This is a genomic window from Stenotrophomonas sp. YJH_SMC_133 (genome assembly GCF_059370655.1).
Genome location: NZ_JCAFTW010000007.1, coordinates 172,310 through 192,737, shown reverse-complemented (window position 1 = coordinate 192,737; position 20,428 = coordinate 172,310). Strand labels below are relative to the sequence as shown.

Annotated in this window: 22 protein-coding genes; 12 read left to right on the top strand and 10 right to left on the bottom strand. The window is 67.1% G+C overall.

Going from position 1 to position 20,428, the window contains the following annotated elements:
* The first annotated feature begins 87 nt into the window (after positions 1 to 87).
* The gene (locus AC5P78_RS12010) at positions 88 to 1,089 is read left to right on the top strand and encodes a DUF2272 domain-containing protein (RefSeq protein WP_005412807.1); all 1,002 of its coding nucleotides are present in this window, start codon (positions 88 to 90) and stop codon (positions 1,087 to 1,089) included.
* A gap of 67 nt (positions 1,090 to 1,156) precedes the next feature.
* Positions 1,157 to 1,507, top strand: a complete 351-nt coding sequence (locus tag AC5P78_RS12005; protein ID WP_005408844.1) for a DUF3301 domain-containing protein — start codon at positions 1,157 to 1,159, stop codon at positions 1,505 to 1,507.
* Between the two features lie 46 nt (positions 1,508 to 1,553).
* On the opposite strand, the gene AC5P78_RS12000 is transcribed toward AC5P78_RS12005, so the two are convergent.
* From AC5P78_RS12000 to AC5P78_RS11970, 7 genes are all read right to left on the bottom strand, one after another.
* A complete protein-coding gene (locus tag AC5P78_RS12000) occupies positions 1,554 to 2,006 on the bottom strand; it encodes a ClpXP protease specificity-enhancing factor (RefSeq protein ID WP_005412806.1) in 453 nt (150 codons plus the stop codon).
* An 84-nt stretch (positions 2,007 to 2,090) separates the two neighbouring features.
* Positions 2,091 to 2,726, bottom strand: a complete 636-nt coding sequence (locus AC5P78_RS11995; protein WP_005408842.1) for a glutathione S-transferase N-terminal domain-containing protein — start codon at positions 2,724 to 2,726, stop codon at positions 2,091 to 2,093.
* Positions 2,727 to 2,860: 134 nt separating this feature from the next.
* Positions 2,861 to 3,610, bottom strand: a complete 750-nt coding sequence (locus tag AC5P78_RS11990) for a cytochrome c1 (RefSeq protein WP_005408841.1) — start codon at positions 3,608 to 3,610, stop codon at positions 2,861 to 2,863.
* Positions 3,603 to 4,862: a cytochrome b gene (locus AC5P78_RS11985; RefSeq protein WP_005408840.1), complete on the bottom strand. Its 1,260-nt coding sequence runs from the start codon at positions 4,860 to 4,862 to the stop codon at positions 3,603 to 3,605. Before AC5P78_RS11985 ends, AC5P78_RS11990 begins: the two co-directional genes overlap by 8 nt.
* Positions 4,862 to 5,482: a ubiquinol-cytochrome c reductase iron-sulfur subunit gene (petA, locus tag AC5P78_RS11980; RefSeq protein WP_004151998.1), complete on the bottom strand. Its 621-nt coding sequence runs from the start codon at positions 5,480 to 5,482 to the stop codon at positions 4,862 to 4,864. Before petA ends, AC5P78_RS11985 begins: the two co-directional genes overlap by 1 nt.
* Positions 5,483 to 5,711: 229 nt before the next feature.
* Complete coding sequence (locus AC5P78_RS11975; RefSeq protein ID WP_088430143.1) at positions 5,712 to 6,632, bottom strand: lytic transglycosylase domain-containing protein; 921 nt, start codon at positions 6,630 to 6,632, stop codon at positions 5,712 to 5,714.
* 46 nt (positions 6,633 to 6,678) lie between these two features.
* Positions 6,679 to 7,647 (bottom strand): helix-turn-helix transcriptional regulator, encoded by a 969-nt coding sequence (locus AC5P78_RS11970; RefSeq protein ID WP_138969721.1) that lies wholly within the window; start codon positions 7,645 to 7,647, stop codon positions 6,679 to 6,681.
* 80 nt (positions 7,648 to 7,727) lie between these two features.
* On the opposite strand from AC5P78_RS11970, the gene AC5P78_RS11965 reads away from it, so the two are divergent.
* The gene (locus AC5P78_RS11965) at positions 7,728 to 8,348 is read left to right on the top strand and encodes a glutathione S-transferase family protein (RefSeq protein WP_012479667.1); all 621 of its coding nucleotides are present in this window, start codon (positions 7,728 to 7,730) and stop codon (positions 8,346 to 8,348) included.
* Between the two features lie 165 nt (positions 8,349 to 8,513).
* Positions 8,514 to 9,932, top strand: a complete 1,419-nt coding sequence (gene miaB / locus AC5P78_RS11960; protein WP_111197298.1) for a tRNA (N6-isopentenyl adenosine(37)-C2)-methylthiotransferase MiaB — start codon at positions 8,514 to 8,516, stop codon at positions 9,930 to 9,932.
* Positions 9,933 to 10,219: 287 nt separating this feature from the next.
* On the opposite strand, the gene AC5P78_RS11955 is transcribed toward miaB, so the two are convergent.
* From AC5P78_RS11955 to AC5P78_RS11945, 3 genes are read right to left on the bottom strand one after another with little or no spacing between them, the layout of a single operon-like run.
* Positions 10,220 to 11,332 (bottom strand): ABC transporter permease, encoded by a 1,113-nt coding sequence (locus AC5P78_RS11955; RefSeq protein WP_111118096.1) that lies wholly within the window; start codon positions 11,330 to 11,332, stop codon positions 10,220 to 10,222.
* Positions 11,329 to 12,252, bottom strand: a complete 924-nt coding sequence (locus AC5P78_RS11950) for an ABC transporter ATP-binding protein (protein WP_012479664.1) — start codon at positions 12,250 to 12,252, stop codon at positions 11,329 to 11,331. The genes AC5P78_RS11955 and AC5P78_RS11950 overlap by 4 nt, the downstream gene beginning before the upstream one ends.
* 20 nt (positions 12,253 to 12,272) lie before the next feature.
* The gene (locus AC5P78_RS11945) at positions 12,273 to 13,229 is read right to left on the bottom strand and encodes an HlyD family secretion protein (protein ID WP_111197302.1); all 957 of its coding nucleotides are present in this window, start codon (positions 13,227 to 13,229) and stop codon (positions 12,273 to 12,275) included.
* Positions 13,230 to 13,710: 481 nt separating this feature from the next.
* Between AC5P78_RS11945 and AC5P78_RS11940 the strand changes: the two genes are divergently transcribed.
* The 8 genes from AC5P78_RS11940 (at position 13,711) to AC5P78_RS11905 (ending at position 20,328) form a co-directional block, all read left to right on the top strand.
* Positions 13,711 to 14,697 carry a PhoH family protein gene (locus tag AC5P78_RS11940; RefSeq protein ID WP_005408832.1) on the top strand — a complete coding sequence of 329 codons (987 nt, stop codon included), beginning with the start codon at positions 13,711 to 13,713 and terminating at the stop codon, positions 14,695 to 14,697.
* A complete protein-coding gene (gene ybeY / locus AC5P78_RS11935; RefSeq protein WP_012479661.1) occupies positions 14,694 to 15,179 on the top strand; it encodes an rRNA maturation RNase YbeY in 486 nt (161 codons plus the stop codon). The genes AC5P78_RS11940 and ybeY overlap by 4 nt, the downstream gene beginning before the upstream one ends.
* Positions 15,180 to 15,227: 48 nt before the next feature.
* Entirely contained in the window at positions 15,228 to 15,836 is a 609-nt protein-coding gene (locus AC5P78_RS11930) for a hypothetical protein (protein ID WP_005412797.1), read from the top strand.
* Positions 15,837 to 15,910: 74 nt separating this feature from the next.
* A complete protein-coding gene (locus AC5P78_RS11925; protein ID WP_065183365.1) occupies positions 15,911 to 16,519 on the top strand; it encodes a hypothetical protein in 609 nt (202 codons plus the stop codon).
* A complete protein-coding gene (locus tag AC5P78_RS11920; RefSeq protein ID WP_175422410.1) occupies positions 16,519 to 17,106 on the top strand; it encodes a hypothetical protein in 588 nt (195 codons plus the stop codon). Before AC5P78_RS11925 ends, AC5P78_RS11920 begins: the two co-directional genes overlap by 1 nt.
* Before the next feature lie 64 nt (positions 17,107 to 17,170).
* Complete coding sequence (locus AC5P78_RS11915; RefSeq protein ID WP_005408827.1) at positions 17,171 to 18,052, top strand: CorC family transporter; 882 nt, start codon at positions 17,171 to 17,173, stop codon at positions 18,050 to 18,052.
* Positions 18,049 to 19,299, top strand: coding sequence for a lipoprotein N-acyltransferase Lnb domain-containing protein (locus AC5P78_RS11910; RefSeq protein WP_111150859.1), 1,251 nt, complete (start codon positions 18,049 to 18,051; stop codon positions 19,297 to 19,299). The genes AC5P78_RS11915 and AC5P78_RS11910 overlap by 4 nt, the downstream gene beginning before the upstream one ends.
* 6 nt (positions 19,300 to 19,305) lie before the next feature.
* Positions 19,306 to 20,328 (top strand): magnesium and cobalt transport protein CorA, encoded by a 1,023-nt coding sequence (locus AC5P78_RS11905; protein ID WP_005408825.1) that lies wholly within the window; start codon positions 19,306 to 19,308, stop codon positions 20,326 to 20,328.
* Positions 20,329 to 20,428 lie beyond the last annotated feature (100 nt).

Here is a 20,428-nt window from a genome sequence, read left to right as displayed (position 1 = left end):
CCATGGGAAAAGGGATCTGACCCCGTTCTCACACCCGGCGTTCACGACAGCGCTGCGACGCTGAGGTATCCCCCACAGGAGCCGCGCATGCGCCGGATGCTCTTGCCTGCCTGCCTGCTGCTGGCCGCGGCACCGTTGTCCGCAGCGGCCGCCGAGGCCTGCGATGTTCCGCCCCGCTTCGGCCTGAGTCCGTTGGCGGTGGCCATCCGCAACACCGCCTGCAATGAGCACCGGCTCTGGTACCGGCCCTTCATCGATCGTGAAGGCCGTGCCGCCAGCCTCAGCGTCACCGAAGCCGAAAGCGATCACCTGGCAGACAATGGCCTGATCGCCTGGCAGCGCGTGGCCGGCTACTGGCGCAACAGCGGCACACTCAATGCGATGGGCAGCATCGCGGGCGCCAGCAGCTGCCTGGCGCCGTTGGGCACGCGCTACACCGACAGCGACTGCCGCGCCTTCCTGATCGACAACCCATGGTCGGCCGCGTTCATTTCCTGGGTGATGGTGCAGTCCGGCGTTCCTGGCTTCAATACGTCGCCACGCCACATCGACTACATCCGTGCCGCCTACCAGGGCGGTCCCTCGGGCGTGCCGTACCGGCTGGTCGACCCGGCCACGGCCAAACCCGCACCGGGCGACCTGCTGTGCTTCCTGCGCGACCGCAGCACCACGCTCAGCTACAGCGGGCTGGTGCAGGCACTGGGCAATGGCTCGGTGGGCCACTGGAAATCGCATTGCGAAGTGGTGGTGGCGGCCAACCTCGGCGGCGACCAGACCCTGTACCTGGTCGGTGGCAACGTGATGAACACCGTAGCGATGCGGTTGCTGCAGCTGGATCGTACGGGGCTGATCAAGCTGCCTCCGGCACGCGAACGCAACAGCACCGGCATCGACCCCGGCTGCACACCAGGTCGCGAGGACGAATGCAGCTTCAACCGGCAGGACTGGGCAGCGCTGCTGCAGCTGACTGCAACCTCACCGCTGGTGATGCCCTCGCCCACTGCGACGCCGATGCAGCCCACTCCGGCACCGCAACCGGTCATCGTGCCCGCGCAGCCGATGTCCAGCGAACCGCAGCCGCGGCGGTGAGTGCAGCGCTTGATCCAGCGCGCGTTCGCCGCCATCTTTGCGGGATCGACCCCTGACGGCTGACGCCATGCCCACCCTGCTGCTGTTGCTGATTGCCGGCGGAATCATCTATTTCTTCTGGAACGCGGCGCGTTCGGCCGCCGAGCGCGCGGTCGAACTGGGGCGCAATGCCTGCCGTGCTGCCGACGTGCAATGGCTGGATCAGGCGGTGCACGCCACCGGCCTGCGCCTGTCGCGCGGCGAAGATGGCCGGCTCGGCTTCGAACGTACCTTCAAGTTCGAGTATTCCTACGACGGCATCGATCGCCACGTGGGCCGCATGGTGCTGCGCGGCGACCAGCTGATCTCATTCACTGGCCCGGGCGCGGCGCGGATCAGCCAGATCCGCGCGGATGTGGACGATGCCGAGGATGTGTAAGGGCTGAAGGCGTGCCGACCAACGGTCGGCACCCACCGTTACCTGGTTACTTGACCACGCGCAGGTTCGGGCGCCCCTTCGGCGGCGGGCTGGCTGGCGGCGTATCGTCCGGCGGCGTGCCTTCCTCGTGCAGCAGCTCATCGCTGGTCGGAGCGGTCTCGTTGCCCGGGATGTCATCCGGTAGCGCCATGCCCTGCCCGGTCTCGCGGGCGTAGACGGCCAGCACGGCGCTGATCGGCACCTGCACCGGGTAGCTGGTACCGGAGAAGCGCGCCGAGAAGCTCACCATCTCGTTGTCGATCATCAGCCGCACGACAGCACGTTCGGCGATGTTGAGCACGACCCGGCCATCCTTGACCGCCGAAGGCGGGACCTGCACGCCGGGAACGCCGGCGTCGACCAGGATGTGCGGGGTCAGCTGGTTGTCGTTGATCCATTCCACCAGCGCCCGCAGCAGGTACGGGCGGTGGCTGGTCATGTGGAAGAAGTCTTCGGTCATGCGTGAAGTGTACGCGCCCGGCGCCCCGCCGGGGCGGATCACCTGCACGCCGGTCGGCGTGCAGACGGGTAACGCAGGCCCGGATCAGACCGGCAGATCGCGCAGCTTCTTTTCCTGATCGGTCAGGCTGCGGACGAAGCCCGGATGGCGGAAGATGCGGTTGCCGTAGTCCTCGATTGCCTTGCCGTCCTTCGGCAGCGGTACGTCCAGCGACTGCAGGCGCCAGATGATCGGCGCCATCGCGCAGTCGGCCAGGCTCATTTCCGGGTTGAGGAAGAACTTGCTGGCCTTGAACAGCGGCAGCGAGGCGGTCAGCAGCTCCTTCAGGCGCTTGCGGCCAGCCTCGGCCTGGGTCTTGTTGCCGAGCTGGATGGCCTGCACCTGTGGCACCCAGTCGTGCTCGATGCGCAGCATCGCCAGGCGGATGCGCGCACGCGAGAGCGGATCGACCGGCATCAGCGGCGGATGCGGATAACGTTCGTCCAGGTACTCGCTGACCACTGATGCGGCGTACAGCACCAGCTCGCGTTCGACCAGGGTCGGCACCGAGTGATACGGATTGAGGTCGATCAGGTCTTCAGGCGGGTTCTGTGGATCGACCGGAACGAAGTCGAAGGTCACACCCTTGGCCGCCAGCACCAGGCGTACACGGTGGCACAGTACATCGTCGTTCGAGGAAAACAGCGTCAGTGTATTGCGCATGCGTACGCTCGCCGCCATCAAAGGCTCTCCCACGACAGGAGACCGCCTGCCGCATCGGCGCCGCCGGCACCGTGCCGGCGGTCGACTCCTCCCCGAGTGTGCAACCGACCATCACAAAAGCCAATAGGCCCGTGCGATGGCCGGCGGCAGATTCAGTGAACGTCCTTCCAGTATTCCTTCTTCAGCAGGTACAGCAGGAAGGTGAGCAGGGCCAGGAACAGGATCACCCACACGCCCAGCTGCTGGCGCTTGAGCGCGGCCGGTTCGCCGGCATACTCGAGGAAGTTGGTGATGTCCCGCACCGCCTGGTCGTACTGCCCGGCATCAACCGAACCCGGCGTTTCGATCTTCAGGCCGGTCACCGGCGGGTCCATGCCGGGCGCTTCCGCCTTGCCATGGACCGCATGCTGCAGGCCCTGCATCTCCCACAGCGGGTTGGGCATGGAGGCATTGGCGAACAGCGCGTTGTTCCAGCCCAGCGGCCGGCTGCTGTCCAGATAGAACGACTTGAGGTAGGTGTAGACCCAGTCACTGCCCCGCACGCGCGCGATCAGGCTGAGATCGGGCGGCATCTTGCCGAACCACTTCTCCGCGTTCTCCTTGGGCATCGCCACCGGGATCGGGTCGCCGATCGCCGAGCCGGTGAAGTTGAGGTTGTTCATCACCTCTTCCTCGGTCAGGCCCAGGTCCTGCGCCATCCGCGAATAGCGCAGGTACTTCAGCGCGTGGCAGCCGGAGCAGTAGTTCATGTACAGCTGCGCGCCGCGCTGCAGCGAAGCGCGGTCGCCCAGATCGTTGCCGGCCTGCAGCAGCTTGGTGCCACCTTCGGCGGCGGAGGCCAGGAAACTGCCCAGCATCAGGGTGGCCGTCAGGGCCAACCGGACCATCCAGCGATCAGTCATGGGTGGTCACCCTCTCCGGTACTGGCTTGGTCTTGTCCAACCGTGTCCATAGCGGCATGGTGATGAAGAACGCGAAGTACAGGAAGGTCAGCACCCGCCCGATGTAGGTCTCGTGCACGTCGGTGCCCGGGCCGGAACCAATCACGCCCAGCCACACGAAGCACACCGCCAGCACGCCCAGCATCACCTTCGAGATCCAGCCGCGGTAGCGCACCGACTTCACCCTGGCCTTGTCCAGCCACGGCACCAGGAACAGGATCGCAATGGCCGAGAACATCACCAGCACGCCACCGAGCTTGTTCGGCACCACGCGCAACATCGCGTAGTAAGGCGTGTAGTACCAGACCGGCTTGATGTGTTCCGGGGTCACCAGGCGGTTGGCCTCGGTGAAGTTGTCGTGCTCCAGGAACAGGCCGCCGAAACCGGGCGCGAAGAAGATGATGAAGGCGGCGATGATCAGCAGGAAACCGGCGCCGACGCCATCCTTGAGCGTGTAGTACGGGTGGAACGGAATGCCATCGGCCGGTGCGTTCGGCGACCAGCGGTTGCCCTTCGGCCCCTTCTTGATCTCCACGCCATCGGGGTTGTTCGAACCCACTTCGTGCAGCGCGCCCAGATGCAGTACCACCAGCAGCAACAGCACCAGCGGCAGGGCGATGACATGCAGCGCGAAGAAACGGTTGAGCGTGGCGTCACTGGGCAGGTAATCGCCCATGATCCATTCGGTCAGGCCGTTGCCGATCACCGGTATCGCGCCGAACAGCGAGATGATCACCTTGGCGCCCCAGAACGACATCTGGCCCCACGGCAGCACGTAGCCCATGAAGGCTTCGGCCATCAACACCAGGTAGATCAGCATGCCGAGGATCCACACCAGCTCGCGCGGCTTCTGGTAACTGCCGTACAGCAGGCCACGGAACATGTGCAGGTAGACCACGATGAAGAACAGCGAGGCACCGGTGGAGTGCATGTAGCGGATCAGCCAGCCCCACTCCACATCGCGCATGATGTATTCGATGGAGCCGAACGCCTCGGCGGCGCTGGTCTTGTAGTGCATCGTCAGGAAGATGCCGGTGACGATCTGGTTGACCAGCACCAGCAGCGCCAGCGAACCGAAGTAGTACCAGATGTTGAAGTTCTTCGGCGCGTAGTACTCGCTGACGTGCTTCCGGTAGACCGGCATCAGGCCGGGCGCGCGGGCATTGACCCAGTCGGCCACGCCGCTGGCGGTACGGCTGAGGATATTGGCCATCAGGCAGCCCCCTGCGGATCGACACCGATGATGATGGTGTTGTCGTCCTGGTAATGGTGCGCGGGCACCTTCAGGTTGATCGGCGCCGGCACGTCCTTGAAGACGCGGCCGGACATGTCGAAGCGCGACTTGTGGCAGGGGCAGAAGTAGCCACCCTTCCACTGCGGGTCGTAGGGCTCGGGCCGGATCTCGGCGACCATTTCCGGCGAGCAGCCCAGGTGCGTGCACAGGCCGACCAGCACGGAGATGTCCGGCTTGATCGAGCGCAGCTCGGGGTTCTGCTTCAGCACGTAGTCCGGCTGCTGGTCCTTCTCGCCGGACTCGGGGTCCTTGAGACGGCCGTCCAGCCCGTGCAGCGCATCGAGGATGGCCTTGGACCGCTTGACGATCCAGATCGGCTGGCCACGCCATTCCACGATCAGGCGTTGGCCTTCCTGCAGGGCGCTGATGTCGGCCACCACCGGTGCGCCGGCAAGCTTGGCGCGGGCACTGGGGTTCCAGGATTTGATGAAAGGAACTGCGGTGAATCCGACGCCGACGGCGCCCACCACGGCTGTGGTGGCAGAAAGAAAACGCCGACGTCCGGTGTTGACTGGATCGTGTACCCCATCGTTGGCCATCCGGCACTCCGATATTGATTAGGTAGCTTTAAGGCTGCCAGCGGATCCGGTGGGGGCCAGAGCCGCATTGAATCACGGTCGAGTGTAGCGGAACCGTCGCGCGCCACACAACGCATTGCAGCAACATTGATTGCGGGGTTGCCGGCCAGCGGCTGGCACTACCTTTCAAAGGAGTGCCGACCAACGGTCGGCACCTACCGTTCAAGGAGTGCCGACCAACGGTCGGCACCTACTGGTGACTCAGGGCGGTGCGGTAACGCTCGGCCAGCTGCCCGACCCGGCGCACGTAGTACTGGGTCTCGCTGTAGGGCGGCACGCCACCGTGGCGGTCGACCGCGCCTTCGCCAGCGTTGTAGCCGGCTGCGGCAAGGGTCAGGTCGCCATTGAAGCGTTTCAGCAACCACGCAAGGTACTGCACGCCGCCACGGATGTTCTGCCCGGCGTCATAGGAATCGCTTACGCCGAAGCGCGCGGCGGTCGGCGGCATCAGCTGCATCAGGCCCTGCGCGCCAGCACGGCTGAGCGCGGTCGGGTTGTAGGCCGACTCGGCATGGATGATGGCGCGCACCACCGCCTCCTCCACGCCGAACTCGCGCGCGGCCGAGGTGATCTCGGCCTGGAAGGCCGAGGTGTTCAGTCGCACGGTGCCGAAGTCCACGCGTGGATTGACCCCGCAGGCATAGCAGCGCTCCATGAAGCTGTAGCGGATGGTCCGGACCGGGCCGAGGTTGGCCACCTGTGTCGGGCGCGCACTGGTGTAGTGGCGCACGCCATCCTTCATGAAGGAATACACCTGGCCACTGACCATGCGCCCGCTGCGCGAGGCGACCGGCTGTGCGGGACCGGATGCCGGCACGGACGCAGGCGCGACCGTTGCCGGCGCTGCGGCACTCGCAGCAACGGCCACCGGGTTGCGTTCGATGCTGGCCACCGTGGTGGGTGCCGGCCTGGGCGCGGCCACCACCGGTCGAGGTGCCGGGCGGGTGTCACGGATGTAGCTGATGGTGCTGCAGCGCGCGCCGGCCACCCGCTTGCTCACATAACTGGTGACGCCGTCAGCGCCCTGGCACTTGTACAGGGTTCCAGCGCTGGCCGGCGCAGCGGTCAGCGCAGCGATGATGATCGCCGTTGTCCCCAGTATCCCCTTCATGGCGGCGAGTGTCCCAGCTTCGCCGGGGCTTGCCAAGCGACGTGGCTCAGCCTGTGACCGGCGGCACAGCCAGCAGCTGGCCGAGGCCCGCCAGGCGCTGCGCCAGTTCGTCGCGCAGGCCCGGCGGGGTGGTCCAAAGCGCCACGGGTAGGCGGTCCAGGCTGAGAATCTGCGCCAGCATCATGCCGCGGCTCTCGGCGCCCATGCGCAGCAGGCAGTGGTCGGGGCCATCCGCTTCCAGCACTCCACACCACGGCGGGATGCGGCCTTCCAGCTCGGAATGGCTGCCGGCCAGGCGGAGGATGGCCTGCAGCGCGAACGGCGCCTGGCTGACGGCCTGCCGCACCATCACATCGGGCGGCGCCGGCGTGCGCCGGTGCAGGCCCGGCCCGGCGCACTCACGTACGGCGCCCATGCGGTCCACGCGCAGGGTGCGCCAGTCCTGCCGCCCCAGGTCCCAGGCAAGCAGATACCAGCGTCGCCCGTAATTGACCAGGTGCTGGGCCTCGACCTCGCGCTGGGTGACGGCTTCCTGCGCGCTGCGGTATTCGAAGGCCAGCCGTGACGCCTGTCGGCAGTGCTGGGCCAGCCGCCCGAGCAGGCGTGCGTCGGTGGACGGAAGGTCGGACAGGGTGGCCGTCGCTGCATGCACCTCGCCGGCCTGCTGGCGACGACGGGTGGGCACCAGCGGATCGAGCTTGGACAACAGGCCACGCGCGGTGTCGTCGATCCCGGCAACGGTGGCCGAGGCTGCGCGCAGGGCGATGGCCAGCGTGGTTGCCTCCTCCTCGTCCAGCAGCATCGGCAGCACCGGGGCCCCAGCCCCCAACTGGTAGCCGCCGCCGATCCCGGACGAGGCCTGCACCGGATAGCCCAGCTCGCGCAGGCGCTCGATATCACGGCGGATGCTGCGCCGGTCCACGCCCATGCGCTCGGCGAGCTCGGCCCCGGACCACTGGCGGCGGGCCTGCAGCAGGGCGATCAGGCGCAGCAGACGATGGGCGGTATGGCGCATGAAGGATCGAGGACAGAAGTCGTCCGCAATAGTGCCCCAGGATGGCCTCCAGTTCACCACCCACCGCAAGGAGCAATGCCATGAATTCACGCCAGATCACCCTTTACCACGCCGCCCGTTCCCGCTCGAGCGGCGCCGTGGCCCTGCTCGAAGCGCTGGGTGCCGACTACCGCATGCAGGTGCTGGACCTGAAAGCCGGCGCCAACCTGGCCCCGGCCTACCTGGCCATCAACCCGATGGGCAAGGTGCCGGCCATCGTCCACAACGGCGCACTGGTGACCGAGCAGGTGGCGATCTATCTGTACCTGGCCGACCTTTACCCGGAAGCCGGGCTGGCACCGCCGATCGGCGACGCCCTGCGCGGCCCCTACCTGCGCTGGATGGCCTTCTATGGCGCCTGTTTCGAGCCGGCGATGATCGACAAGGCGATGCACCGCGAGCCGCCGCCGCGCCTGATGTCGCCGTACAACGATGCCGAGACCGTGCTGCAGGTGGTCGAAGCCCAGCTGGCGCAGGGCCCGTACCTGCTGGGCGAGGTCATGAGCGCCGCCGACGTGCTGTGGGGCAATGCACTGGCGTGGACCACGGCCTTTGGCCTGGTACAGCCGGCGCCGGCCACGGCTGACTACATCGCACGGATGAGCGCGATGACCGCGTTCGACCGTTCGCGGCAGATCGATGCGGAGCTGGTGGCGGCCTGAGGCGTGCCGCCGGGCGCGGCCGGGGGGCGGACCCGCAGTTCCAGTAGATCCACGCCATGGGTGGATGAATACAGCCAGGCATGGCCTGGCTCTACTGGGCCGGCGTACGCGCCGGGATGCAGGTAGAATTGCCGGCTTTCCCGCCACCCGAATGGATTAAGCGCCATGACCGGGACGCCAGACGTCTTTCCGCCCGCCACGCCGGGCGGTGCCCCGCTCGTTGCCCTGCCCGCCGGTCCGCGCAAGCCTGACCAGGTGAAAGGCAAGCTGTACATCAAGACCCACGGTTGCCAGATGAACGAGTACGACTCGGCCAAGATGGCCGACGTGCTCGCCGCCAGCGATGGCCTGGAACTGACCGATACGCCGGAAGACGCCGACGTCATCCTGGTCAACACCTGTTCCATCCGCGAGAAGGCGCAGGAGAAGGTGTTCAGCCAGCTGGGCGTCTGGAAGGGCCTGAAGAACAAGGGCCGCGAGGTCATCATCGGCGTGGGCGGCTGCGTTGCCTCGCAGGAAGGCGAGGCGATCATCAAGCGTGCGCCGTTCGTGGACCTTGTGTTCGGCCCGCAGACCCTGCACCGGCTGCCGGAGCTGATCCGCGCCCGCCGCGAGCAGAAGCGCCCGCAGGTGGACATCAGCTTCCCCGAGATCGAGAAGTTCGACCGCCTGCCGGAACCGCGTGCCGAAGGCGCTTCGGCGTTCGTGTCGATCATGGAAGGCTGCTCGAAGTACTGCTCGTTCTGCGTGGTGCCCTACACCCGCGGCACCGAAGTCAGCCGCCCGTTCGAGGACGTGGTGGTGGAAGTGGCGCAGCTGGCCGCGCAGGGCGTGCGCGAAATCAACCTGCTCGGGCAGAACGTCAATGCCTATCGCGGCCCCTATGGAGATGGCGAGTTCGCCGATCTCGGCCTGCTGATCCGGACCATCGCCGAGATCGACGGCGTCGGCCGCATCCGCTTCACCACCTCGCACCCGCTGGAGTTCAGCGACTCGCTGATCGATGCGTTCCGCGACGTGCCGCAGCTGGCCAACTTCCTGCACCTGCCGGTGCAGGCCGGCAGCGACCGCGTACTGTCGGCGATGAAGCGCGGCTATACCGCGCTGGAATTCAAGTCGAAGATCCGCAAGCTGCGCGCGGTGCGCCCGGACATCTCGATCAGCTCGGACTTCATCGTCGGCTTCCCCGGCGAAACCGATGCCGATTTCGAGAAGACCATGAAGCTGATCGAGGACATCGGCTTCGACCACAGCTTCTCCTTCATCTATTCGCGCCGCCCGGGCACCCCGGCGGCCGACCTGGAGGACACGATCAGCGATGCCGAGAAGCACGCGCGCCTGTCGCGCCTGCAGGAGCGCATCAATGCGCACGCCGCCGGCATCTCCGAGAAGATGGTCGGCACCGTGCAGACCGTGCTGGTGGAAGGCCCTTCGCGCAAGAACCCGAACGAACTGACCGGCAAGACCGAGAACATGCGTTCGGTGAACTTCCCGGCGCCGGCGCGGCTGATCGGCCAGTTCGTGGATGTGGTGATCACCGAGGCGCTGACCAATTCGCTGCGCGGGCGCGTGGTGGCGGAATAAGGTGCGCCGACCAACGGTCGGCACCCACCGAATTGATGCCGGCCAACGGTCGGCACCCACCGAATTGATGCCGACCAACGGTCGGCACCCACCGGAGTTGATGCCGACCAACGGTCGGCACCCACCGGAGTTGATGCCGACCAACGGTCGGCACCCACCGAATTGATGCCGACCAACGGTCGGCACCCACCGAATTGATGCCGGCCAGTGGCCGGCACCTGCCGGAGTTGATGCCGGCAGGCGGCCGGCACCTACCAGGGTGGATGCCGACCGTTGGTCGGCATGCCTCAATCCAAACGCTTGCGGAAACGCAGGATCGCCAGGGTCATCATCACCGCGATGAAGCCCAGCAGCGCCAGCGCGTCGTGCCACAGCTCCCACAGCGAGGCGCCGCGCAGCATGATGCCGCGCACCAGGCGCAGGAAGTGGGTCAGCGGCAGTACTTCGGCCAGCCATTGCACCGGCCGCGGCATGCCCGCGAACGGGAACATGAAGCCCGACAGCAGGATCGACGGCAGGAACAGGAACAACGTCATCTGCATCGCCTGGAACTGCGAGCGAGCGCGCGTGGAAATCAGCAGGCCCAGCGCCAGGTTGGCCAGCACCAGCAGCACCGCGGCCAGGTAGATATCGAGCAGGCTGCCGCGGATCGGCACCTGGAACAGCCAGGTGCCCAGCACCAGCACCAGCGTGGTCTGCAGCAGGCCGATGGCTGCATAGGGCAGCACCTTGCCGACCATCAGTTCGCTGCGCGACACCGGCGTGGCGATCAGCAGCTCCATGTTGCCGCGCTCGCGTTCACGCACCACCGCCACCGCCGTGAACATCACCAGGGTCATGGTCAGGATCACCCCGATCAGGCCTGGCACGATGTTCACCGCCGAACGCCGCTGCGGGTTGTAGAAGCTGGTCACGCTGATTGGCCCCCCGGCGATGCTGCCTTCGCGCAGCGGCCGCGTGTTGCTGGTCGGTCGCGTCTCCAGCGGCACCTGCGCCAGCTGGATCGCCGCGCTCTGCACCACGGTGTCGCTGCCATCAACCAGCACCTGCACCGCCTCGCGTCCATCGAAGCGACGGCGCTCGAAGTCGGCCGGCACCACGATGCCGACACTGATCTCGCCACGCCGCAGCGCCTGCATCAACTGGTCGGGCGTATAGGCTTCGCTGCGCGGCGTGATCACGCCGGTGGCGACCATGTCCTGCACCAGCGCGCGTGACGCCGCACTGTTGGCCTGGTCGGCGACACCGGCGTCGAGGTGGCGCAGGTTGAGATTGATCGCGTAGCCGAACAGCAGCAGCTGCATCACCGGAATGCCGACGATCATCGCCAGCGTGATGCGGTCGCGGCGCAGCTGGCGCAATTCCTTGAGCATGATCGCCCACAGCCGGCGCAGGTTCATGCCGCTGGCTCCCGGCCACGGCCGCGGGTGGCGGCGACGAAGACGTCTTCCAGGTTCGGCGCCACCGCCTCGATGCGGGCCTGCGGATCGGCGCTGGCCAGCGCGCGCCGCAACGCTGGCGTATCGGCGGCCGCCTCGCTGCACAGCACGCGCAGCTGCGTGCCGATCTGTGCCACGCTCAGCACGCCGGGCAGCTCAGACAATGCGCGGCTGGCCTGCCGCGGCTGCGCCGACGTGACCTGCAGCGTGCGGCCGTCCAGCCGTGCACACAGTTCGGCCGGCGTGCCATCGGCGACCAGCGCGCCTCGATCGAGGATCGCCAGCCGGTGGCAGCGCTCGGCTTCGTCCATGTAGTGGGTCGATACCAGCACGGTGGTACCGGCGTCGGCAAGTTCAAACAGGGCCTCCCAGAAATCGCGGCGTGACTCCGGGTCGACCGCACTGGTCGGCTCGTCCAGGAACAACAGCTCGGGCGCGTGCACGACGGCGCCGGCCAGCGCCAGGCGCTGCTTCTGGCCACCACTTAGGGTGCCGGCCAGCTGCGGCTGCCGGTCCAGGAGACGGTACTGCTGCAGCAGTTCGTCGACCCGCTGCCGGGCCTGCGTACGCGGCAGGTCCTGGATGGCGGCGAGGAATTCCAGGTTCTCGCGCACTGAAAGGTCTTCATACAACGAGAAGCGCTGGGTCATGTAGCCGATGCGCCGGCGCAGTGCCTCGGCCTGCTCCGGCACGGCCAGGCCGAGCACCTCGATCTGGCCGGCGCTCGGCTCCAGCAGGCCGCACAGCATGCGGATGGTGGTCGACTTGCCCGACCCGTTCGGGCCCAGGAAGCCATAGACCTGGCCACGCGGCACGGTCAGGTCGACATTGTCCACGGCCAGCAGATCGCCGAAGCGGCGGGTCAGGCCCTGGGCATGCACCGCGATGTCGTTGCCGGTGTTCAGAAGCTCACCTGCACCGGCATTCCCGCCGGCAGCTTCTGCATGTCGGAGGGAGCGTCCACTTCGATCTCGGCGAGGTAGCTCAGGCGCGCGACGTCGTCACCGGTCAGTGCGTAGTACGGAGTAAATGAAGGCTCGCTGCGGATCGAGCGCACATGCCCCTTCAACGCAGCGCCTTGCCCTTCCAGATGCACCTGCGCGACCTGCCCGACCTTGACCTGCAACCGCAATGGCTGCGGCAGGTAGACGCGTGCATAGGGGCGCTCGCCGACCAGCATCACCGCCAGCGGCGCGCCGACCGGCGCCTGGTCGCCCTGCCGGTAAGGCAGGGCATCGACCACGCCGTCGCGCGGCGCACGCAACTGCAGCTTCTGCAGGTTCACCCCCTGCACCACCTGCTGCGCCTGCGCGGCATCGGCGGCGGCCTGGCCCTGGGCGATATCCTGCACACGGCTGCCGTGCACCCGCTCCAGCCAGGCCTGCTCTGCAGCACGCACGCTGGCCTCGGCATTGCCGGCGGCAGCGCGTGCACGATCCAGCTCAGCGGCGGCAATCAAGCGCTGCTGTGCCAACGGCTGGACTCGTCGGTAATAGGCAGTGGCTTCAGCAGACTGCGCGCGCAACGCGGCCAGTTGTGCCTGGGCCTGTGCGATCTGTTCCTGCCGCGGGCCGAGCTTCAGCTCTTCCAGCTGGGCCTGCGCGCGCGCCGTGTCGGCCTGCGCCGCCGCGAACTGCGCGTCGCCGCGGGCCGGGTCGAGCTGCATCAGCACGGCGCCGGCCTTGACCTGCTGTCCCTCGCGCACCTCCACCGTGGCGATCACTTCGGCCGCCGGCGCCGGCACCGTGATCCGGTCCCACTCCAGCGTGCCCAGTGCAGTCGGTGTTGACTGCCCACACCCGGCCAGCAGGCCGATGCCCGCCAGTCCGATTCCTCGCATCCCGTTGCCGATGCCCATGCCATCCCCTCCTGCGACGGCGACACGGTGCCATGTGCCCCGTGCACCCTCAATGATTCCAATCAGCCCTGACGGTTTTTTCGCCACGCGCCGGCACGCCTTTTGCTGCAAGGCTCCGCACCACCTATCCACAGGTTGATTCGGCATCATTCCACAACCGTTGTGGAAATCCGCCAGCGCGCGGCTTTGTTGCTCGCCCGGCAACGAAACCTGCACTGTCGTCACGATGAATGCCCCCGTGCAGGCCCCCGTGGCAGTGCTGCCGAAGCGACGAGCGACCATGACGTTTTTTTCACCAGGACCTCATGGGCCTTGTGGCACAAGCATTGCGAAGGTCTATCCACAGGTTTTCGCGCCCCCCGTCCACACCGGGTGTGGAAAACGCTGTATCGACCGTCTGCTGGCCGTGTGCCCCGCACGCGCGCTACCCTTGTCTCCCCTGAATACACTGCGGTGGAAGGCGTCCGCCCCACCCGAAGCAATGAAAAGCATCGAGCATCGAGACTTCACCCTGTCGCCGGAAGACAACGAACGGCTGGCCAACCTGTGTGGCCCGTTCGACGGGCACCTGCGGCAGATCGAACTGAAACTCGGCGTGGAAATCGCCAACCGTGGCTTCGTGTTCCGCATCAGCGGGCCGAAGGAAGCCATCGTCGAGGCGCAGAAGCTGGTTGAAGCGCTGTACGCCGAAGCCGGCGAAACGACCTTCGACAACCACGCCATCCACCTGCGCCTGGCGCAGGCCAATGTCGAGCAGATCGCCGAACGCTCCTACGAAGCGCAGGAGGTGGCGATCAAGGTCAAGCGCGGCACGGTACGCGGGCGCGGTGCCAACCAGGCCCGCTACCTGCACCAGATCGCAACCCACGACATCAACTTCGGCATCGGGCCGGCCGGCACCGGCAAGACCTTCCTGGCCGTGGCCAGCGCAGTCGAAGCGCTGAACGAATCGCGGGTGCAGCGGCTGATCCTGGTCCGTCCCGCGGTGGAAGCCGGCGAGAAGCTGGGCTTCCTGCCCGGCGACCTGAGCCAGAAGGTCGATCCCTATCTGCGACCGCTGTACGACGCCCTGTACGAGATGATGGGCGTGGAGAAGGTGGTCAAGCTGCTGGAAAGGAACGTCATCGAGATCGCGCCGCTGGCCTATATGCGCGGCCGCACGCTCAACGATGCGTTCGTGATCCTGGACGAAGCACAGAACACCACCATCGAGCAGATGAAGATGTTCCTGACCCGCCTCGGCTACGGCTCCACCGCGGTGGTCACCGGTGACCTGACCCAGACCGACCTGCCCAAGCACGTGAAGTCGGGCCTGCGCGATGCCATCGATGTGCTGCGCGACGTGGAGGGCGTGAGCTTCACCTTCTTCGAATCCCGCGACGTGGTCCGCCACCCGCTGGTGGCGCGCATCGTCAGCGCCTACGACCGCCGCGACCTGCATCAGATCCAACCTGGAGCAACTCCATGACCCGTGGTCCCGTGCGACTGGACGTCGCCATCAGTTATGCCCTGCCGCGTGCCGGTCTGCCGGCGGCAGTGAGCTTCCGCAGGTGGGTGGCTGCCGCGCTGAAGGGCCGCATCCGCGAGGCCGACCTGGCCATCCGCGTGGTCGACGCCAAGGAAGGCCAGTCGTTGAACCGCCACTACCGTGGCAAGGACTACGCCACCAACGTGCTCAGCTTCCCGGCCGAAGTGCCCGAAGGCCTGCCCAAGGGCGTCAAGTTCCCGCTGCTCGGCGATCTGGTGATCTGTGCACCTGTCGTAGCGCGGGAGGCCGACGAACAGGGCAAGGCGCTCAACGCCCACTACGCGCACCTGACCGTGCACGGCGTGCTGCACCTGCTCGGCTGGGACCACGAGGACGACAAGGAAGCCGAAGCGATGGAACAGCTGGAACGGGAGATCCTGGCCGAGCTGGGCATCGACGACCCCTACGCGGGCGAGCGCTGACACCGGGCCCTGTTCCGAGCCCACGCACTCACGGAAGAGGAGCGCAGCATGACCCTGCCCGCACTTGTGCTTGCCGCGCTACTGCAGTCCGGGGCAGGCCTGATGCCCGATCCTGACCGTCCCTCACCGTTCCCCGCCAGCGACAGCGAGGCCGACATCGCCGCAAAGATCGCCGAACTACGGGCGTTCTTCGGCAGCAGCGAGCGCGACACCCGCAACATCGTCGCCACTGCCCAGCAACGGGCACTGATCGAGCGCCTGGAAGCGCGGCACGCGGCACGTCTGGCCGGCATCTGGGTGGACAATGCGAGGGGCTGGAACGTTGTCGTGCGACTGACAGGCGCCGCACCCGAGGCCGATGAGACACATCCAGGGGCGGATGGCCCGCAACGTGTGCGCTACATCACCGGCGCCGCGATGACCGAAGCGGAGATGACGCGCCGCCTGCACGCACAGCAGGACTGGCTGCGGGCCCAGCTGCCCGACCTGTTCGGCCATGGCCTGGATGTCAAGACCGGGGAGCTGGAGGTGGAGCTGCGGGATACCCCAGCCAACCGCGCGACGGCGGCGGCCGTGCGTGACCACCTGCAGGCGCGACTGGGCTACCCGGTCAGGCTGCGCTGGTACCCAGCGGCCACGCGCTGGAGTCCGCCCTGACTGCGCCACGGCTGGAGTGCCAGCCATGCGCTGAGCTACTGTTCAACACCGGCCAGGACGCGGAAGGAAAAAGGATGAACCCAGGGAACAGCTTCACGACGTTTGCGATGGCCGCCGGCCTGCTCGCGGGCCTGCTGGTGCTGGGCGCTCACACCGTGCGCCGCATCAGCGCCCGCGACCCCGGCGGCAGGCACTGGCTGCTGCGCAGCCTGGCCCTGCTGTCGCCCGTGTGCCTGCTGGCCGGGCTGGCGATCGGCATGTTCGGCCCGCACTTCACAGGTAGAGCGGAACCCGCCCACCTGCCGGGGCTGTGGGAAACGTCGATGGTGCTGATACTGGTCGGTGCCTTGACCCTGCCAGTGCTGTGGCGAACGCTGCTGCAGCAGCGGCTTGGCAGGCCGGTCAATGCACTCCCGTTCTTCCACGCCAGCCGCACCTCGCTGCTGGTGCTGTTCGTGCTGGCCGTGATCTACATGAAAGTGGCCAGGACAGCCGCGGCGGAACTGATGCCCTGGCTGACCAGCCCGGGCCTGTGGCCGGCGGTGGCGCGCATCGCGGGGCAATCGATGCAGGTCGCCATGCTTGCGGTCGTGCTGACTCTCTCACTGATGGTCGTACGGCGGGCGATGACCGGTTTCCTGCGCCTTCTAAGCGGGCTGTTCCGACGCTCGCCGGGGCTATGATGGCGGCCCCTCGCCTGCGGAAACCGACCGTGTCACTGCGCTGCTGTCTGCCCCTGCTCTGTGCCCTCGCCGCTCCCTCCGCCTTCGCCACCCGCCTGGACCTGCCGGCCCTGATCGAATGCCGCCAGGGCGTGGCCGAGCAGGCCGCGCTGGCGCCGCTGCTGGCCGATCCGCTGAAGGCCGTGGCCCAGGGCCTGCAGCCGCTGCCGCAGGGCAACCAGTTCATGAGCGAGTTCCGGCTGGCCAGCCCGATCACCGTCTTCGGCCAACAGACCGATCGGGTGGCGGTGGCCGGCCCCAGCGTCATGGCCGTCCTCGACCAGGCCGACCCACGCCCGCTGGCCAAACGGCTGGAATTGGAGACCGGCTACGACCAGGACGGCAAGTTCATGGCCGGCCGCGAGCTGGTCAGCCGCGACGTGACCGACCCGAAGACCGGCGAGGCCCAGATCGAGTCGATCATCCTCAGCGTCTCCACCGTGGCCTCCCACCCGGGCAAGACCCTGGCCGGCTGCACCTACAGCCTGGACCTGCCCGAAGAGAAGCCGGCCGCGGCCGCCCCAGCCCCGGTCACCGGCAGTCACTGACAGGCCGTCACATCCTGCTAGACTTGGGTCAACGCCCGGCCTGCCGGGTGCCTTTTTTCCAGAGATGTCAGAAGACGACAGTAGTAGCTCCCCTGCGGAGCACAGTGAAAAGAAGCGCGGCTGGCTTGAACGCCTGACCTCCGCCTTCTCCGGCGAACCCCATACCCGCGACGAGCTGGTCGCTGTCCTGCACACCGCGCAGGAAGAGGGTCTGATCGCCGCCGATACCCTGAAGATGATGGAAGGCGCCATTTCGGTGGCCGAGCTGACCGTGGGCGACGTGATGATCTCGCGCTCGCAGATGGTCTCGCTGCCGGTTGAAGCGCCCTTCCTGGAACTGATGAAGCAGGTGGTCGAATCCGGCCATTCACGCTTCCCGGTGCACGGCGAGAACAAGGACGACATCCTTGGCATCCTGCTGGCCAAGGACCTGCTGCGCGGCGTGGTCGCCGACAACGGTCCGGCCAACGTGCGCGAGCTGCTGCGCCCGGCGGTACTGATCCCGGAAGCGAAGAAGCTCAACGTGCTGCTGAAGGAGTTCCGCCTGTCGCGCAACCACATGGCCATCGTGGTGGACGAGTACGGCGGTGTCGCCGGCCTGGTCACCATCGAGGACGTGCTGGAACAGATCGTCGGCGAGATCGACGATGAGCATGACGAGGCCGAGGATCCCTCGGCGCAGATCGCGATCCAGTCCGACGGCCAGTACGTGGTCGACGCGCTGACCCCGATCGGCGACTTCAACGAGCGTTTCGGCGCGACGTTCTCCGACGAGGACTACGACACCATCGGCGGCCTGGTCACCGAGGCCGTGGGCCATCTGCCGGAAGTCGGTGACGAGCTGGCGCTGGACCGCTTCATGTTCCGCGTGGCCCGCGCCGATGCGCGCCGGGTACAGGCCTTCCACGTGACCGTGCTGCCGCCGGACGCGCAGGACGACGCTTGAAGCGCCGCGGCCTGATCCTCATGGTGTGGCTGGCACTCTACGTGCTGGCCTTGGCCCTGCCGCTGGCCGCCTTCGCGCAGCCAGCGCCGGCCATACCTGCCGTGCCCGCGGCCAGCGCTGAAGCCCCTGCTCCGCGCATCGGCGTGGTGACCATGCAGCCGGGCACGGTGTTCTTCGAACGCTTCGGCCATGACGCCATCGTGGTGGTCGATCCGCTCAGCGGTGAAGCGACCTCGTACAACTTCGGCTACTTCGATCCGTCCGAGGACGATTTCATCAGCCGCTTCGCGCGCGGCGACATGATGTACTACCTGGTGGCGCTGCCGCTGCAGCAGGACCTGTCGTACTACGACGAGACCGGCCGTGGCGCCAGCGTGCAATGGCTGGACCTGCGCCCGGACCAGGCGCGCTCGCTGGCCGCCGGCCTGGCCGAGCGGGCCAAGCCGGAAAACGCGCGCTACCACTACGATTACTACACCGCCAACTGCGCCACGATGGTGCGCGACACGCTGGACAAGGCGCTCGGCGGCGGCCTGCAGTCGCAGCTGTCGGGGCGCTCGCGTGGCAACACCTATCGCAGTGAATCGGTCCGTCTGGCCTCGCCGGCACCATGGATGTGGCTGGGCTTCGATGTGGGCCTCGGACCGTTCGCCGACCAGCCGCTGTCGCGCTGGCAGGAAGCGTTCGTCCCGATGCGCCTGGCCGATGCCCTGCGCCAGGCACGCAACAGCGATGGCCGGCCGCTGGTGCAGTCCGAACAGGAACTGTTGCCGCACCGCATCGATCCGGAGCCGAAGGAGTTCGCACGCCGCTGGTGGCCGTGGCTGCTGTGCGGCCTGGTGATCGCCGCTGGCGTGCTGGCGCTGCGCAACCGCCCGCGCCTGCTGGCCGGGCTGGCCCTGCCGTTCTGGCTGCTGTGCGCCCTGTTCGGTGGCGTGCTGGTGTTCCTGTGGGGCTTCAGCATCCACTACGCTGCATGGGCCAACCGCAACCTGCTGCTGCTTTCGCCACTGGCCGTGCTGCTGCTGCCGGGCGCGATCGCACTGCTGCGCCGGCGCGTGCCGGGACGCATGTTCAGGATCGTGCTGTGGCTGCTGGCGGTACAGGCGGTGGCCGCGCTGGTGCTGCACTGGCTGAGCCTGCAGGCGCAGTACAACGTGCAGTGGATCGTGCTGCTGCTGCCGGTGCACGTGGCACTGGCGTGGGTGCTGGCGCGTCGTCCTCACTTGTCCGAAACACGGCCCTGACGCACGATGGCGGGCATGTCATTGCCCGCCTCCGCTTCCGCCCCCGCTTCGGCCAACCCTACCTGCGTCATCAACTGCGTCCACTACGATGACGAGGGCAAGCGCCACGACATCAGCCTGGATGCCATCAGCGATGTCATTGCCAGCGGCAACGGCTTCGTCTGGGTCGGCCTGTACGACCCCAACGAAGACGTGCTGCTGAAACTGCAGGAAGAATTCTGCCTGCACGACCTGGCCATCGAGGATGCGCGCAATGCGCACCAACGGCCCAAGGTCGAGACCTATGGCAACTCGTTGTTCGTGGTGGTGACCACCGCGCAGATGGTCGACGAACGCATCCAGTATGGCGAAACCCATGCCTTCCTCGGCCCGCGCTTCCTGGTGACGGTCCGCCACGGCGCCTCGCTGTCCTACGCGCCGGTGCGCGCACGCGTCGAGCGCGAGCCGCAGCTGCTGAAGATGGGCCCGTCGTACTGCCTGTACGCGGTGACCGACTTCGTGGTCGACAACTACCTGCCGATCGTGCACCGCTTCCGCGACACCCTGGACCTGCTGGAAAAGGACATCTTCGCCGACACCTACAAGCGCAGCACGGTGGTGCGGCTGTACGAGCTCAAGCGCGAACTGAACAAGATGCGGATGGCGGTGGCGCCGTTGCAGGACGTTCTGGCGCAGCTGCGCCGCTACCAGGGCGAACTGATTCCCGATGAAGTGAAGCTCTACGTGCGTGACGTGCATGACCATGCGGTGCGCATCAGCGATGTGATCGACACCCTGCGCGAGATGCTGGGCACCGCGCTGAGCGTGAACCTTTCGCTGGTGACACTGGCGCAGGGCGAGACGGTCAAGCGGCTGGGCGCCTGGGCTGCCCTGCTCGCCGCGCCGACGCTGATCACCAGCTGGTACGGCATGAACTTCAGTCACATGCCGGAGCTGAGCGAACCCTGGTCGTACCCGCTGATGATCGTTGGCGTGGGCGGTGTGTGCGTCGGGCTGTACCGGTTGTTCAAGCGCGCGAAGTGGTTGTAGCGCGTATCGACCAACGGTCGATACCCACCATGCACGTGGGCGTCGATACCCACCATGCACGGGGGGGCGTCGATACCCTGCAATCCGGTAGGCCACGACC